Genomic DNA, 17,235 nt, shown 5'->3' on the forward strand with positions numbered 1-17,235 from the left:
TATTGTTTAGTTAGCGCCATAGAGTAGACAAATCATCCGTACCATATTTTGCTTTGGCTTTTTTCATTAAATCCTGCGGCGCTACATCGGCAATTTTATCAATAGCAGAGCCTGATGCAGTTAATTTCCAACCATCATTGCGCCGCGTCAATTCAAAGGCGCTCGCGGCGATTTCAGCGCCGTCAGACCAGCGAATTTCTTTACCAAGGCCGCGTGTATAAATATAATATCCCGTAATCGACATCGGATCAGCCGAAAGAATTTCCACATAGCGCAAGGTGAAACCGCCATAGCCGCCGATCCAATCCATAAATTGCGCTGGAGCTAATGACCGCGATTCTACATCAACATTTTGAAGTTTCGCCAGATTCTTCTCATTAAAAGCATCCATCCGTTGCTGAAGAAGATAGATAGCCGTTCGCTCACCTTTTGGTAAATCTGGCGATAGCGAGTGAACATTTTTCAATTCCACAACCTTTCCCCACATAATGGAAGTAAAGGTATCGTCTTTGGGTGTTGCCGTAAATGCAATGGCAGCGCCTTCCTTACGAAACTGACGTGGCAAATTAATCGGCTGATATTTGATTCCGTCATCGCCTAAAATACCAAACATTCCATCTTCCGTAGCTAAATAATGTACTTCGCCTGTACGAAAGATTGCCGCTGGCGTCGCTGCTGAAGTGACAGGAAACTGGCCACAAAAAAGAGCCATTGCTAATAAAACAAGAAACTTTGCACAAATGCGCTGAAACAAACTATCCATCTCCTATTAGAACACTATTAAAAATTCCATTACACATCGCTTGGGCGTTTTTCCTTTGCTGGCGCCAAAAACATCATCGCAAGCATAATCAGTATCGTTAGCAAAATAGCTGTTGATTGCGCATTTAAAATGCCCAGCCCTTTGCCGCCATTGCCAAACTGCAGAGCAATTGTCACGAGAATACCGGCTCCGGCTGAAATAAAGGCAGCTGTCGTCGTTGGCCGTTTGGAAAACAACCCGAACAGAAGCGGCGCCGTAAGTGAAACTGACATGAGCGAGTAAAAAATCGACAAGGCTGTAATAATATTGGGCAGCATAATGGCCATTCCTACGCCAATGACACCCGCTGCCGCTGTTACAATTCGGCTGCTTTTAAGCAGTTTTTCATCGCTGATAGCTGGATTTATGAAAGATTTATATAAATCTTTCGTAAATGAAGAAGTGATCATATACAATACAGCATCAGCCGCACTAACTTCAGCGGAAAAAATGGCAGCAAGGGCTAGCGCCGAAGCCCAGAAGGGCATGCATTCCTTCATAATCGTCGGTAACGCCAAGTCGCGCTCTGTCAAGTTGGGCACAACTACCGAAGCAACCATCCCCAACAGGACAGGAATAACCGCAAATAAGAACATGACAAGACCGCATAACGCCGTGCCGATCCGCACGGTTTTTTCGTCTTTCGCGCCATATATTTTACCAACAAGGCCTGGTGAAATAAAGAAAGACGGTGTCAACATCATGAAAAATCCCATAATTGCCGACAGCCCCAAACCGTCTAGACTAAAAAAAGCTTCCGTCTTAACAGGGTCATTGATAAGACTAGCGGCTTTCATCTCCAGACCGCTCCAGCCGCCGACAAAAGACAGTACAAAGGGAACGGCAATAACAAAGCCGATCAGTTTGACAGAAGCCTCAATAATATTGACATAAGCGGCAGAAAGCAGCCCGCCAGCGCCAAAATAAAGTACCACTACGACAGCGCCAATCAAAATTCCCACAGGCTTTGATACATCAGCCACCGCCGATAAAATCCAGCCAATTCCCATAAGCTGTCCAGCAAAAATGGCAATTGTACCAATCGCCATTAACAGCGAAATCATGCCGCGAAAATTACGGTTATAACGATAATCAAGATAATCGCCGAGTGTGTAAAAATTATGTTTCGTCGCCAATCGCCATAATGCCGGTCCGACCCAGCCTGCCAAAATAAACGTGCCTGCCGCCGAAGCAATAATCCACCAAACCGCCGACAAACCAGACTTATAGCCAAGGCCAGCCACGCCGACAGTTGATCCGGCACCAATATTCGGCGCTACGAGAGTAATAAACAGCAGCAAAGGCCCAAACTTTCGTCCGCCCACAAAGAAATCAGCTGATCCCTTTACTCGCTTTGTCACAACAAAGCCGATTCCAATTAGCAGCAACGCATAAAGCGCAATGACCCAAATATAGCCGTTCATGGGCACGCTCCTCTCTCTTGGCCTTTATTCTATTAATAGAGTTTTTTAAGAACTTCTTCCTTCATGCCGAAGCAGTGGTCTGGCCCAGGAAAGGTTCCCGCCGCGACTTCGCTCGCATACTGTTCCAAGGCCTCAACCATAATTTTATTCACATTGGCATACTGTTTTACAAACTTTGGAACAAAGCGATCAAACATGCCGAGTAAATCCTGCGCTACTAAAACCTGACCATCGCAATCCGGGCCAGCGCCAATGCCAATTGTCGGGATTGATAGCTTTTCAGTAATTACTTTCCCTAAAGGCGCGGGAACACACTCAATCACAAGCGCCGAAGCGCCAGCTGCTTCCAAGGCCATCGCATCGTCAACTAATTGCTGCGCTGCCTCAGCGTCTTTCCCTTGCACTTTAAATCCGCCAAGCTGTGATACAGTCTGAGGCGTAAGCCCAATATGGCCAATAACGGGAATCCCCGCCCGAACTAAAGCCTTAACGACCGGCGCAAAAGCTTCACCGCCCTCTAGTTTGACACAGTCAGCGCCGCCTTCTTTCATTAACCGTGTACCATTCGCTACGGCCTCGGCCTCTGTCCCATTATAAGAACCGAAAGGCATATCCCCGACGATCAGGGTATGAGGCGCACCTTTCACGACAGGCCTCAAATGATGAATCATATCTTCCATCGTAACCGGGACAGTGCTGTCATAGCCAAGAACCACCATGCCCAACGAATCGCCGACTAATATCGTTTCAATCGGTGTTTGATCAACGACTGATGCCATTAAGTAATCATAAGCTGTAACCATGCGAAATTTTTGACCTGCTTCTTTTTTAACCTTGAGCTGGGGAATTGTAATTTTCTGCTTATCCATTGCCTTCGCCTCCTAAAAAATTAAGTAGAAAGAAGAATTCTTGCACCCAAATTAGCTGCTCAGCCAATCGTGGGCTTCCCCTCAAAAAGCGGTACTGTATTGGCGCCCTGAGGCATTACAATATAGGTTGGCTCAGAAGTCAAAGAGCGTTGCTTTGCCAAAGCCAAAGCTTCGTCTAAGGACGCTGCTGCTGTCATATTTGCTTTCGTAACAAGTTCTACATTTTCTGGCCGTGTCACCATAATAAAAGAAGCTAAATCGCTACATTCCATTTCCTTTAGAACGACCCAACCAGGAATCGCAAAATTGTCGCGCACAGCCGTTTCAATCTTATCTTTCGTACCATGTTTAAACCAGTCAGAAAACTCTAGTGGCTCATAAATATCGGGACATTCACTTAATAAAATGACCACCCCGCCGCGTTTTACAGCATAGCAGGCATTATCCATGGTCTTACCCGTCTGATACAAATTAATATCTTTAGGATACCCGCCAGCTGTCGTAATTACAATATCAGCCTTTGCCGGAATATCTACGCCGTAAATTTCATCAACAAGCTTTGTCCCCTGCTGCCAAGCTGAAATCCAATTGCCAGCAAAGATTCCACCGACCTTGCCATCAGGCGTCGGTACCATATTCACAATAAAATCAGGTTTTACAAATGCCGCAATTTCCATCATGTCTTCATGACATTCGTTGCCAGAAGTCTTACCGGAAATACTATTCGGATTCGAACCGCTGCCGTCTTGTTGGCCAAGCGCCCAAAGATGATTTTGCCGAATTGTTTGAATCGAGCTGCAGCCAGGAATAATACTCTTACGTCCGCCGCCATAACCAACCATGTAGTGATAAATAATCCCACCGGTTAAAATCACTTTATCCGCTTCAGCCATGATCCGATTCACCGAAACTTTAGTCCCTCGGCTCGTTTTGCCGAGATAAACCATATTTGCTTCGTCCCAGGCATCATGATTAAGAACTCTTACCCGTTCAAAAACACCTTCACCACAGAGCAGCTTACATTCTTCTATGGTATTTTGACGGTGTCCGCCTACAGCAATCAGAATCGTTATATTTTGGTCAGGTATGCCTGCTTCATTTAATTCTGCCAGCAACACAGGTAAAATAAGATCCATCCTCTGCCAGGCCCGTGTAATATCACTGACGGTAAGAACTACTTTCTCGCCAGGTTTAACAATTTCCCGAAGAGGCGGCGCATCAATCGGCTGACGAATCGCCTGCCTGACCGCTGCTACTACATCAGGCAGGGGCGGATATTCCTTGCCTAGCACCTCACAGATAAGTTGTTTTTCTGGAATCGTTAGGGACATTTCTTCTTTACCATATTTCAAAAAAAATGTTTTGTCACTCAAGCCTTCTCCCCCTCATCCTTGTTATCGTCATGATAAAACCGTACTAATTAGGTTCGGCTTTCCTTGGCAAATCCCTCTTCTGACAAAATAGAAAAGGAATCTTTACCAAGTAATGGGTAAAGATTCCTTTCGAATGATTCATTCAAGAAGTACGCGCCAGTAAATAATCCTGAAACAAAGCCTGATACCGTTTATAATCCGGCAAAATCGCCGCAAGCAATCGGTAAAAATCAGGCTGAGCCTGTTCATAAATGGTACGACACAATTCATAAAAAATAATATATTCCACAACCGGGTCAGGCGGCATCGCACAAGGCCACCGTCTGCGCCTTGCCAAACTTAACGGTCGTCTGTTGTGTAATTCCTTTTGATTCAGACAGATTAAATATCGTTCTACTCGTTTTTGCATCCTACTAAGTGTTTTATTCTTGCTCCATGTGGCAAGAACAGCTTCTCCATCGGGCAGTTTAGCCACCTGATGAAGCAAGGTATGATGATGATAAAACCGCAGCTTCATTTTATCGCCTTTCGCTACAATCTGCAGCGAGTAGTCCCAGCCTAACTGCAAAAATCGTTGCATAAGTACCTCCTTAGGAATCCCGCTTTACTTCCACGATCCCGTCAAGCTCAATCAAATCCTGCATAATGGTATTATCATTTTCTAAATTGCAAACAACAATACCAATAATAAGCTGCTCCTGACGATGCTCAATCACACGGATATCCTTGATTCCCACACCATGTTCACCCAAATAGGAACCAATTCGCCCAACTTGGCCTGGACGATCTAAAGAAGTGATTGTCAAATAGACATCACAGTTATTAATAAATTTCTTCTCAAAGCGCGAGAGCCACGTAAGCGTCGCATAAGACAAAGCTGTCGTAACCAAAGCGCAAATCATATACCCGCTGCCTACAGCCAAGCCGATCGCGGCTACAATCCAGAGGCTTGCTGCCGTAGTAAGTCCAACGACAGTCAGCCCTTCCTTCATAATCGTACCAGCGCCTAAAAAACCGATGCCGCTGACAACCTGAGCCGCTAATCGCGCCGGATCAGCATTCGTAAACCCTTGTACCTGACGATAGAGGTTGATTGATAAAATCATCACGAGGCAGGAACCCATAGAAACAAGTACATGAGTACGAAGTCCTGCTGATTTTCGCCGCCACTGCCTTTCTCCGCCTACAATTGCCCCAAGTATCAGGGCCAGCACCAGCCGAATCGCAGCATCGATATCTCCTACCATCATGACCGTCCTCCTTCACCATCTTACAAAATCAAAATATCTGCTGTTAAAAGGACAGGCTATTGCGCTTGATAATGATCTTTCTCACCGCGATAAAGGAAAGGAAAGAGCAGTCCGCCAACAATTCCTACAAGACCTGCCGTAAGAACGCCTGCCGTATAATGACCTGTAGCCTGCACGATATACCCCATAAAAATTGGAGCAATAATTCCAGGAATATGGCTGAGAATCTGTACGAGAGCACAGGCATAACCAGCCGCTTTTTTGCCGCCTACATCAGGCGGAATCGCCCATTGTGGTCCTAGAATAAACATAATCAGAGAATAGCCCAATGACAACAAAACTACGCCAGTCATCGGGTCCTGGGCTAGCGCCGCTGGAATCATCATGATACCGCCGGCTACCAGTCCGCTAACAATCGGAACATTTTTAGAAAGCTTTAAGTTGCCTGTTTTCTTATAAAGCCAGTCAGCAGCAATGCCGCCGCAAGGAATTGTTATCATGGAAAATAAGAAAGGAAGCATCGCAACAAAACCAGTTTTAGCAATCGTAAAACCTCGTTCATGTTGCAAATACATGGGCAGCCAACTCGTATAAGTGTAGAGAGTCCAGACAAGCGCCCCATTGGAGAGACAGGCCGCATAGAGCGATGGCTTTTTCATTACAATTTTCAAAGCAGCCATAAAGGAAAGCGGTTCTTCGGCCAAAGCCTCAGCCGCCCCATCATCTTCCGTAATATGGGCCAATTCTTCCGCATTGACTTTCGGATGTTTGTCAGGGCGGTCATTCATCGTAAACCACCAGAAAGCAAGCCAAACTAACGACAAGAGCGCGGAAATAAAAAAGGCGCCTCGCCAGCCATGCTGCATCATAAAGTATGTTACAAAGGGCGGTGCTACGGCAAGACCGACAACCATGCCATTAGACTGCAAGGACATAGCCCGCGACCGCTCGGATTTAGGAAACCACGTGGCGCCTACCGTCGACGCTACAGGCCAACACATTCCTTCAAAGAAACCAAAAACTACGCGATAAATTACAAAAGCTGTTACCGTCGTAGCCAGAGTGGTCATCGCCAAAAAGGCCGACCAAAAAATAATCGCAATAATATACATGCGCTTTGCGCCAAACACCGAAGAAAGAGCCCCGCCAGGCAGCTGTCCTAGCACATTCCCCCAGGTAAAAGAACTGAAAATAATGCCTAATTCTACTGGTGAAAAATTAAATTCCTTTTGGATCAACGGCGCTGCAATTGAAATATTAACCCGATCCAAATAGTTGAGTGTAAGAATAATGAAGACAAGAAACATGATGCGCCAACGTATATTTGTCATTTTAATTGTTGACGCTGTTGGTGTGACTGGCATAGTAGCCATAAACACTTTCCCCCCACAAAGTAAATTAGCCTCTTAGAAGACGGCGGCAGCCAAGAGACTTAACTGAATTATCTTACTTTTAGTGGGAAATCTAAATCAGTAAACGGCTGATTTTTTTGTAGGATTTTTTCTTACATCTTCTTACCCACTGGTAACAAGCCATAATGCAGGGCATATTCAACAAGCTGACTTTTTTCACTGCAATGCAGTTTTTCCATAAGCCGTGTTTTATAAGTGTCCACTGTTTTTACACTCAAATAGAGCTGTTCCGCAATCTGGCTGAGGGAAAAACCGCGCACAAGTAATTTAAGCACTTCCCGTTCACGCACACTTAAGATTACATAGGGATCGTTCTCTTCCTGCCGTGACCGATCTGTTAACAGACTCGTAAGCAAAAGCTCGGCATTTTCTTTACTTAAATAACGCTGCCCCTTAGCAACCGTTCGAAGCGCTACAAAAAGTTCCGTATCAACGGCATTCTTAGCCACATACCCAAGGGCGCCTGCTTTCATCGCTTCTTTAATATATTGCTCTTCATCATACATTGTTAACACAAGCAGCTTAATAGAAAATCCACGACTGGCAATTTCTTTCATACATTCGAGCCCGCCCATGCCAGGCATGGATAAATCGAGCACAAGTACATCAGCCGTAATCGTTTCCAATAACGTTAAAACTTCTTCGCCGTCAGCAGCCTCACCAACCACCGTAAAGTCTGGTTCATTATTAAGCAGTAGCCTCAGTCCCGCTCGCAAGACGGAATGATCATCAGCTATAATAATTTTTATTTTACCCATTCTTTTCACTTCCTGCACTTCCTATATGTAGCGGTACAATCACTCGAATCGTCGTGCCTTGTCCTGGTACTGATTCAAAAGTAAAAACACCGCCAACAAGCTCCGCTCTTTCCTTCATGCCATAAAGTCCCAATCGCTCATCGCGTTTCGCCGCCTGCAAAACTGCCGGGGCAATACCAATCCCATCATCCGTAATCGTAAGGACAATATCGCTTTGCTGCAATTGCAATACAACGGCTACTGTTTTTGCCTTCGCATGACGGGCTACATTGGTAAGACTTTCTTGCAAAATCCGGTAGAGAGCTAGCGATACATCATGAGAAAGGATGACTTTTTCATCAGGCGCTGTAAAGGAAACAGCCATTTTATAATGTCGGCGGAATGTTACAAGATATTTTTCCATAGCCGCAAACAGGCCTAGATCATCTAAGATAGGCGGTCTGAGTTCAAGCGCTAGTTTGCGCAATCCTTCCAACACATGGAGCGCTACTTCTCTAGCGCCAAAAAGCAGTTCTTGCTGCTTTTCATCCGTCAATTTTGACGATAAAACCTTCATATAAGCTAACAGCGAGGTAAGCGACTGCCCTGTTTCATCGTGAATTTCACGGGATATTCGTTTCCGCTCTTCCTCTTGCACACAAATCAATTTATTCATTAATTCTGTTCGCATAGCATCTTTGTTACGAAGCTCTGCTAGTAGACGATTATTTTCTGCTTCCTGCGCCTTAAGACTCGCGGCCATTTCATTAAAAACACGGGCCAGCCGACCCACTTCATCGTTCTTTTGCCCCACAGCCTGCACCGAAAAATTTCCGTGGCCGATTTCGCGCGCCGCAGCGGCCAAACTCGTTACTGGCTGGATGATGATTCGAGCCAAATAGGTTGCCGCTACCGCTGCTAGCAGACAAACAATCAAGGTAATTCCCACAAGCTCGAACATCCTTTTTTGCAACAACTGGGCCATACGCTTTTCCGACATTCCCACATGGACGTAGCCTGTTGTTCCTTTTTCGATCGGCAAAATAATTTCGCGCAGCGGCCCTTCATCACTATCGAGGCTAACTGTCACATTATTTTTATCGGGATTTAAAGCTTCTTGCGGCATTTTTAGGGTAGAATCAATCAAGCCTTGCGGAAAAACTGGCCCAAAGGTATGGGCCAAAAGCCGGCCCGCTGCATCGGTAATAAAAATATACCGGACATCAGCACTATTTCTTTTGGTCTTGTTTAAAAGATCTAGCAAAGCATAACGATCATCGAGCAAAATATCATTATTACCTAAAACGGCAACAGATTCAGCGAGTTGCACCCCCTGCTGCTCAATTTCCTGATCCAAAAGACGACTGGTAGACTGAAATAAAATGATGCCCATAACGAGTCCTAAAAGGAGCACCATTGCAATCATAATGCCATTAATCTTATAGTAAAGACTTAAAGAAAAAACGGTCTTCATAAGCTGACACTCGTCCGATCATAAATTTTTCGCAGCGGCTGATACAGTTCCGGCTGCGGCATTACAAAGCGGTCTGTAACGAGCCCCTGTAACGCTTTTCTTGCTTCTGGCTCTGTTTCAAGTTCTAAAAACACTTGTCGCAATGTTTCCTTTTGGCTCTGCTCTAGCTTCTTCTGCACGACAATCGGCCCCGTAGGCGCTGAGCCAATTGTGGCAATCAGTCGCACCTGATTGGTTAATTCCGGTCTTCTTTGCTGCATATATTCATAAATCTGACTGTCAAAGCTGGCTCCGTCAGCCAATTTATTGGCTACCGCCCAAAGCGATTTGTCATGGTTGTACGTATAAAAATAGCGGGAAAAATAAGTCTCTGGCGTTGTGTGATAAGGACGCAGCACTTCTTCGATAACCATGTGCCCTGAATAGCTTAACGGATCAGTAAACGCAAAAACCTTGCCTTGCAAGTCCGCGAGTGAACGAGCCGAACTATCTTTAGGCACAATAATATCAGCATGATAAAGGGAAGTGCCGCCATACTCAGCCATAACTAATACTTCAATTTCATTCATACCACGATAGGCGCTATAAGCTCCTGTCGATAAAAAAGCAACATCGGCTTCCCCATTGGCTAACAATTGATTGACTTCCGCATAGGTTTTACGTTGAATCAGCACAGCCTGCCGCCCCATTTTATGAGAAATAGCAGCCGCAATCACCCGGTAATGCTGGATGGTTTCCTGTGGTGACACTACCGAGGCCAAGGCAATGACCAACGGTTTCTCTATATGATCTTCCTGACGCTGCAAATCCTGCGGTGCTATCCCCTGCGAAAAATCAACATAGGCTCTGGGGCTTTCGCCGCAACCGGCCAAAGAAAGACTCAAAAAACCTAAGAGAACATAAAGAGCAGTTCTTAAAATCATGCTCCACCCCCTTAGTAAGCTTTGAAGAAAATTCGCTTTAACGTCAAAAAAAACCTGCTTTTTGCCGGAAAAGCCTAAGCTTTCCTGACAAAAGGCAGGTTGCGTGTAACGAATCTTCGAAATGGAGCTTCCTTATTTTGCAAAAAAGATCATATTTAATGAGACATCATACTTATAAGAAAAACCGAATAGACTATGCACATCGTCTGCCGCTAACAAAGAAACTCCCTGCTGATTCACGAGTGGATACTTTAAAGATTTGCTCTGTCCGTTTAAAGTAGCTGCCGTCGAGTTGGCCTCAAATTCCAAAGAGTTCTTTCCGTAAGAAGCTTGTACTTTCCCACCAGCAGCATGGATTGCGCCGCCAATAAATTCTACAAAAGAACGAAGCGGAATATACCAATTTCCTGCAATTTGCTGTGGTTTCGCTGATAATAGCGGGGTTTGCACCAGGTTCCCCCAGATAACAAGCCGCGTATCGTTAGACCGTTGCGGTAAAACTGTAACAGGTAAATCCTTACCTGTTTCTTTATTAATGCTATAGCGATCAATTAAGGTTCCGCTCTGTTCATAGGCCTCGATGGTCAGCACGGCGCCATCAACTTTCACGACCAAGTAATTGGGCTCCGCCTGGGGATCGAAAAAGAAAGCATTCCACATTTTATTTGATAAATCGGTATAGTATTTATTGCCACTGCGACCTGTCACCACATAGACAGTTCCCTTGGCCGGACTTGCTACAAAAGAATCTTGATAAATGGGGTAAGTACGCGAATACGCATGATCATGACCATTAAATACAACATCAACATGATGCTTATCAAAGACCGGTAAAAATGCGGCCTTTACATTTTCATTAGCCCGCGTGGCTTTGTTATAGTAAGGGGTTTTATGGAATAAAACGATCTTCCATGGTTTATTACTTTTACTTAAATCTTCATCAAGCCAAAGGGCTTCCTTGGCTAGCATATCTGGTACATACTGGCCTTCTTCATTTTCCTGGCTGTTAATAACCGCAAAATGAACATTGCCATAGTCAAAAGAATAGACCTCACCGAGCAGTTCTTCGGGACCATTTCCGGGCAGTTTTTCCTGTTTCGTAAAATAAAGCGCTTTCGTCGAATGATTTTCCAGTACCGTATCATAGGTCTCATGATTGCCGGAAACAGCCATATGGGGTAATTTTTCGATTACGCCCTTCGCCGCTTCATACCAATGATTCCAATGAGCATACTGATTTTGGCCGACTTCAACCAAGTCGCCAACGACCATCATAAAAGCAGCATCTTGATTCGCTTCATAGGCGTTATGCAACGTCTTTTGCCATGGACCATATTCAGGCTCTTTGGGAAGACCGCTTTGCGAGTCACCAAAGAGGAGAAATTTAAAAGCTTGTTCTTTTTCCGGCTCCGTTTGAAAGGCAAAAGCATCGCCCCAACTAGTACCATCGCCGACACGATACGTGTAAGATGTACCAGGAACAAGCTTTTGCAGTGTGACAAATTGCAAATTCATATCACCTAAATTCGTACTGAGTCGATCAGAAATAGCCTGGATAGTAGCCGCGTCCTGCCAGCCTTGTTTTTTGTAACGGCTTGTCTTGAGATACTGAACCACACCCGTTACGGCTTCCTTGGAACGCCATAAAATAGTTTGTGTAGTCTTCGGGTCTTCGGCCCAAGTCAAAGTAATATGATCAGCCAAAACGCGGTCTTCTAACTGGAGCGTTTCCTCAGCCGCAAAAACCTCCTTGGTAAAATGAAGCGGTAACCCCAACGCTAAGACAGACAAACCGCAGGATTTTAGAAAATTTCGCCGTGTTACCTGATCTTGCTTTCCTTTCAGAAACTGTAACAATGTCGTTTTATCCTCCAAATTTATCCACTCCCTTTAGATATTTGGCAGCTTTTTCTTTTTCATAACATGCTCGCTCATAAAAAAATCAGCCCGCACGTTCTTACACCTTTAGTGTAATCCTGTCAGACTGACTTTTTATTAAGGTTGTATTATATTTTTGTTAATTTAAAACAATGTCTTCCAAGGACCGCTTCGGTACATGATGGCGCTGCGTTTCATCACGCCAATAGCGAATATCGCCGCCAGACTCAAGCTCTTCTACGATTACTTCTTCCTTGGGCTTTCCTAGTGCGAGAACTAGCAAAATCTCCTGATTATCAGGTATCGACAATACTTGTTTTAACTCTTCGCGTTTCACATTGCCAAGCATACAACCGCCAAAACCCATTTCTACCGCTCCGAGCAAAATCGTCTGCGCGACAATACCGCAGTCATAGACAGAACTCATTTTATAATCGGCTTCCTGCACGATCACGATATAGGCACTGGGGCGCTCGCCTGGCTCAGGTCCATTCCAATCTTTAAGATAGGCGGCCCAGGCCAAGGTATGAAAGACCTTTTCATTAAGTGTTTTCTCACTAGCAATATAATACTTTAAAGCTTGCTTATTCGCGCCAGAAGGAGTTAGGCGGGCATAGTCCACAAGAGTAAGCAGTTCTTCTCGGCCAATCGCTTCTGCCTCCACAAAACGCCGGTAGCTACGATTTTTTCTTACGAGATCATGAAACACAAGACATCTCTCCTTTTCCATAGTTTCCAGGCATAATTTTATTTTACCTTATATCCACCTGATTGGCTGTTACTATTTTTCACTAAATCCCATACTTTTTCATTTTCCGGTAAAGTGTGGCAATCCCCATTCCTAAACTCGCTGCAACCTGCTGCTTACCAGGAACCGTCGAACCAAACTCTTGTAAAGCAGCAAGGATCGCTTCTTTTTCCTCGTGAAATTTCGATTCACATTGACATTTCGTCGCCTGAGCCGCAGCTAAAACAACGATTTTCTGCGGTAAATCGGCAATTTGAATGGAATCATTGCTCGATCGAACTGTAGCGCATTCTATAGCATTTTCTAGTTCACGAATATTGCCCGGCCACTCATAGGCTTCTAATACCTGCTTTGCTTCTTCTGATAAGATCTTGTGCCGCTCTTCATGCTGCAAAATATGCTTATGTAAAAAATAGTGAGCTAACTCGCGAATATCACTAATTCGTTCGCGCAGCGGCGGTAAAGTCAATAAAAAGACATTCAATCGATAATAAAGATCTTCCCGAAACTTGCCGGATTTCACCAGCTCCTCTAGGGGTTGATTCGTAGCGGCAATAATTCGTACATCAATCGGTACTGATTTGACGCCCCCCACTGGCTCGACAGACTTTTCCTGCAAAACTCGTAAAATCTTGGATTGCAGCAATAGCGGCATATCGCCTATCTCATCGAGAAACAAGGTGCCGCCCTGCGCCAATTGAAATTTTCCCGGCTTGCCGCCCTTGCGCGCTCCGGTAAAAGACCCTTCGGCATAGCCAAAAAGCTCGCTTTCTAAAAGGTTTTCCGGAATAGCCGCACAGTTAATCGCCACAAACGGTCCAAAAGCCCGGCTGCTTTCATTATGAATTGCCTGTGCAAATAATTCTTTGCCTGTACCGCTTTCGCCGATAATGAGTACAGTGGACGAAGTCGAAGCGGCTTTAGCTGCTTCTGTTTTTACTTCCGTTAAGGCCTTGCTGCTGCCGACAATACTAGAAAACATAATTGGCGCCTGATGATGATCCCGCAATGATGATCCCTTGATCTCATTAGCGGCCCAAAAGCTCGCTACAACCCCTTGTACCACACCATCGACCACCATAGGCTTCGCATGAATCAGATAGTGATGATGTTTCCCTTTCTGCCAGATACTGACCTCCCGATTCGTAAAACCCACGCCATCACGTAAAACCTCAGGAATTGGCGTCCCCGGAAATACTTCATTAATATGAAAGCCAATAAAATCACGAGCTTTAGCTTCCAGCATTTTTTCCGCGGAATAATTCATGCTGATAATTTTCGCCGTATGATCAATGGCCAAAATACCTTCTGATATAAAATTAATCACTGTCTCCAACTGATTTTTTAACAGTACAGCCCGCTTAAAACTGTCAACTTCCACCGCTTTTGCCGCTAAAAGCTCTGCCATATGTCTGATAAAAGTAAGGAGACGCTCATTCTTATTGCGTAATTCCGCTTGTCGCTCCGGTGAAAAAGCAATAAGACCAATCACGCCAATCACACGCGATCCAACAAGAATGGGACAGCATAGCTCAGCCAGTTCCTTACAGACACCGCGCCGCTCACAATCGCCGCATTCACTGTCAGTACTTACATCACTGATGACATACTCGCGCTTACTTGCTAATACTTTATGATACATTGACTTCCCATCAATTTGTTTACCAATCGTATCATAATGGTACCCCGTTCCGGCAATCCGAACGAGAGAATCATCAGCGATAGTTACTTCTATATCAAGAACACCGGCAATCGCTTCCGCAATTTGCTGGGCAGTTACCTGAATTTGCTGCAATAAAGACATGGTAATCCCCCTTTTGATAAATCACTTCTAATTTCGTGATAAATGGCAAAACCCCTTTTAATAAATGATAAAAAACATTGTCATAATAACTCTTCGCAAAAAAATAAGCCTGTGCCTTAATGGCCAGACTTATTTTTTTGCGAAAAGAATCTTTTGGATCGCTGCAAAAACGATTTCAGGCGTTAACTCCTTCATACAATTGCCATGTTTTTCGGGACAGCGTCGTTTATGGCAAAAAGAACAAGCTTGCGGCTGAACAGCTACAAAAGATTTTTCGCCAAAAGAACCATAAACAAGCGGGTCTGTCGGGCCAAACAGAAATAAAGTGGGAACTTGTAAGGCTGCCGCCATATACATAGGCCCTGTATCGCCACCAATTACTAACCGCGCGCGTGCCAGAACTGCACCTAAAGTCAAGAGGGTCGTTTCATTCACTAAGGAAATCACTTGCTGTCCCAGCATCTGCTGTAAATAACACGCCGTTTCCACCTCCAGTCTTCCCCCGCAAAGAACCACCTTTTCCCCGCTGCACTGCATTGCCTTGGCCAGTTCTGCCCAATATGCAGCAGGCCAATTTTTACTTGGCCAAGTTGTGCCAAGCACGAACACAACAAAGGGCTCGCCAGAAGGAATTCCTTTGCTTACCAAGAGAAGCCTAGCTGCTTCATAATTTTCGGCTGCCAACAGTAGAACAGGTCTTCTATCGCGATCAGCAATCCCCAGCGGCTTCAGTACGCTTAGATAGTGATCAACGATGGCAGGTCCCGCCGCCGCCGCAATTTCACCCATAAACCAGGAATTTCCTTCCTTCGTATGACTTAAGCCGATCTTGTGCTTGGCCCGAACTTGCGTCATAATCATTCCCGTTAAAAACAATCCCTGCAAGTCAATAGCGGCATAAAAAAAGCGTTCAAGAAATAGGTGTCGCAGTTGCTGCCATAAACCCCAGGCTTCCTGCCACTTTCGGCGTCGTAGCGCACTATCAAAATCCTCTCGCGGCCAAAGTATGATTTCATCGATATCGGGATTATAACGAAGCAAATCAAAACCGGCTCTGCCGACAAGCCAATGAATTGAGCAAGACGGCCACGCCTGTTTGATCGATCTAGCTACAGGCGTACAGTGCATAATATCTCCTAGTGAGCTTAAGCGAATCAACAGGATTTCCCGTCGCACAACCGTCACTTCCTTACCGCTTCTTTTGTGGCAATTGGTAAATCGTCTGTTCAAAATAAAATCTAAAAGTAATCCCCTATACTCAGGCTAAGCTATTGAGTTACTCTTGATTTAATATGCAAAACATTTATAACAGAGGTGGAAAGTCATGACGATGGGAACTTTTTTCCATAGCGACATTCATTCATTTTTCTACTTTGCCGTTCTAGTGTTCTATGGCTACTTCCTTTATACCATGAACCGACTGTTAAAACTCCCTTAGGATTGAATCAATAAAGATTCTCTATCATAATCATAAGATAATAATATTTTCATTATAAATAGTAAAATGGTATAGTAACAGAGTATATAGGAATCGTCTGAAGGCGGTATGATAAAAGGGAGTGGCACCATGGCAGGAAAAACAGATTATAAGAAATTCGGCTTTATTCCACAAAGACAAAAAGGACTATTATTAATGCGTATCCGCAATGCAGCGGGCGATATGACCGCTACGCAAATGCGCAAACTTGCCGATCTAGCCGAAAAATACGGCAACGGCGAATTTCACGTAACCGTTCGCCAGGGAATGGAAATTCCTGGCGTAAAAGAAGAATTATTTGAAGAAGCCTACAATGCTATTTTAGAAGCGGGACTACTGCCTGCGGTCTGCGGCCCGCGCGTTCGTCCCGTCGTCTCTTGCCCCGGAACGGCAACCTGCCCTTACGGCTTAGAAGATACAAAGGAATTGGCTAAATTCCTTGATCAACATTTTGTCGGCAGAGAACTTCCGGCAAAAACGAAATTTGCTATTAGCGGCTGTGCCAATGCCTGTACGAAACCAGAAGCCCATGACGTGGGCTGTAAGGGAGCCCATGAACCGATCGTGGATCCAAGTAACTGTATCCACTGCGGCGCTTGCGTACGGCGCTGCCCCGCAAAAGCTATGTCACTGGATACGGGCGAAGTCGTCATCGACACCGACAAGTGTTTGGCTTGCGGCGTTTGTATAAGTATTTGCCCTAAAAAGACAATTCATACAGGCAGAACCGGCTTCCATGTGTATATTGGCGGTAAAGGCGGTCGCTATAGTTATGACGGGAAATTACTTGAATCCTTTGTTCCCGCCGACAAAATTGCCCAGTATCTTGATGCACTCCTCGCCGTCTACAACGAAAAGGGAGAAAAAGGCCAGCGGTTATGCGTTCTAGTCGCTAACGAAGGTATTGAAGCACTAACAGCTCAAGTCCAGGAAAAATTTAAGCAGCAGCAGCGATAAAACGCGTTAGTCGCAGTAAAACACCTCATTACAGTAGATCACGTCCCTAGTGGCGCAATCATGAAAAGACCCTGAAAAAGTCCTAGGACTTCTTCAGGGTCTTTTGC

General features: G+C 45.0%; 15 protein-coding genes. 1 reads left to right on the forward strand and 14 read right to left on the reverse strand.

Going from position 1 to position 17,235, the window contains the following annotated elements:
* Nucleotides 1-10 precede the first annotated feature (10 nt).
* The 14 genes from AC0MXB_RS09610 to AC0MXB_RS09675 form a co-directional block, all read right to left on the reverse strand.
* A complete protein-coding gene (locus tag AC0MXB_RS09610; protein WP_474039450.1) occupies nucleotides 11-754 on the reverse strand; it encodes a hypothetical protein in 744 nt (247 codons plus the stop codon).
* Between the two features lie 38 nt (nucleotides 755-792).
* Nucleotides 793-2,226 (reverse strand): sodium:solute symporter family protein, encoded by a 1,434-nt coding sequence (locus tag AC0MXB_RS09615; protein WP_474039451.1) that lies wholly within the window; start codon nucleotides 2,224-2,226, stop codon nucleotides 793-795.
* A 32-nt stretch (nucleotides 2,227-2,258) separates the two neighbouring features.
* Nucleotides 2,259-3,095: a 3-methyl-2-oxobutanoate hydroxymethyltransferase gene (gene panB / locus AC0MXB_RS09620; protein WP_474039452.1), complete on the reverse strand. Its 837-nt coding sequence runs from the start codon at nucleotides 3,093-3,095 to the stop codon at nucleotides 2,259-2,261.
* A 59-nt stretch (nucleotides 3,096-3,154) separates the two neighbouring features.
* Entirely contained in the window at nucleotides 3,155-4,468 is a 1,314-nt protein-coding gene (larAH10, locus tag AC0MXB_RS09625) for an NPN-dependent 2-hydroxyacid racemase, LarAH10 family (protein ID WP_474039453.1), read from the reverse strand.
* 142 nt (nucleotides 4,469-4,610) lie between these two features.
* Nucleotides 4,611-5,048 carry a YgjP-like metallopeptidase domain-containing protein gene (locus AC0MXB_RS09630; RefSeq protein ID WP_474039454.1) on the reverse strand — a complete coding sequence of 146 codons (438 nt, stop codon included), beginning with the start codon at nucleotides 5,046-5,048 and terminating at the stop codon, nucleotides 4,611-4,613.
* Between the two features lie 10 nt (nucleotides 5,049-5,058).
* Nucleotides 5,059-5,715 (reverse strand): MgtC/SapB family protein, encoded by a 657-nt coding sequence (locus tag AC0MXB_RS09635; protein WP_474039740.1) that lies wholly within the window; start codon nucleotides 5,713-5,715, stop codon nucleotides 5,059-5,061.
* A gap of 59 nt (nucleotides 5,716-5,774) precedes the next feature.
* Nucleotides 5,775-7,091, reverse strand: coding sequence for an MFS transporter (locus tag AC0MXB_RS09640; RefSeq protein WP_474039455.1), 1,317 nt, complete (start codon nucleotides 7,089-7,091; stop codon nucleotides 5,775-5,777).
* Nucleotides 7,092-7,222: 131 nt separating this feature from the next.
* Entirely contained in the window at nucleotides 7,223-7,888 is a 666-nt protein-coding gene (locus tag AC0MXB_RS09645) for a response regulator (RefSeq protein ID WP_474039456.1), read from the reverse strand.
* Nucleotides 7,881-9,341 carry an ATP-binding protein gene (locus AC0MXB_RS09650; RefSeq protein ID WP_474039457.1) on the reverse strand — a complete coding sequence of 487 codons (1,461 nt, stop codon included), beginning with the start codon at nucleotides 9,339-9,341 and terminating at the stop codon, nucleotides 7,881-7,883. Before AC0MXB_RS09650 ends, AC0MXB_RS09645 begins: the two co-directional genes overlap by 8 nt.
* Nucleotides 9,338-10,264, reverse strand: coding sequence for a substrate-binding domain-containing protein (locus AC0MXB_RS09655; RefSeq protein WP_474039458.1), 927 nt, complete (start codon nucleotides 10,262-10,264; stop codon nucleotides 9,338-9,340). The genes AC0MXB_RS09650 and AC0MXB_RS09655 overlap by 4 nt, the downstream gene beginning before the upstream one ends.
* A 132-nt stretch (nucleotides 10,265-10,396) precedes the next feature.
* Nucleotides 10,397-12,139 (reverse strand): metallophosphoesterase, encoded by a 1,743-nt coding sequence (locus tag AC0MXB_RS09660; RefSeq protein WP_474039459.1) that lies wholly within the window; start codon nucleotides 12,137-12,139, stop codon nucleotides 10,397-10,399.
* A 142-nt stretch (nucleotides 12,140-12,281) separates the two neighbouring features.
* Nucleotides 12,282-12,851 (reverse strand): nitroreductase family protein, encoded by a 570-nt coding sequence (locus AC0MXB_RS09665; protein ID WP_474039460.1) that lies wholly within the window; start codon nucleotides 12,849-12,851, stop codon nucleotides 12,282-12,284.
* 82 nt (nucleotides 12,852-12,933) lie between these two features.
* A complete protein-coding gene (locus AC0MXB_RS09670) occupies nucleotides 12,934-14,694 on the reverse strand; it encodes a sigma-54 interaction domain-containing protein (protein WP_474039461.1) in 1,761 nt (586 codons plus the stop codon).
* Between the two features lie 129 nt (nucleotides 14,695-14,823).
* Nucleotides 14,824-15,870 (reverse strand): glycosyltransferase family 9 protein, encoded by a 1,047-nt coding sequence (locus AC0MXB_RS09675; protein WP_474039462.1) that lies wholly within the window; start codon nucleotides 15,868-15,870, stop codon nucleotides 14,824-14,826.
* 391 nt (nucleotides 15,871-16,261) lie between these two features.
* Between AC0MXB_RS09675 and AC0MXB_RS09680 the strand changes: the two genes are divergently transcribed.
* Nucleotides 16,262-17,128, forward strand: a complete 867-nt coding sequence (locus tag AC0MXB_RS09680) for a 4Fe-4S dicluster domain-containing protein (RefSeq protein ID WP_474039463.1) — start codon at nucleotides 16,262-16,264, stop codon at nucleotides 17,126-17,128.
* The last annotated feature ends 107 nt before the right edge of the window (nucleotides 17,129-17,235 follow it).

Source organism: Pelorhabdus sp. sgz311001 (genome assembly GCF_055901755.1).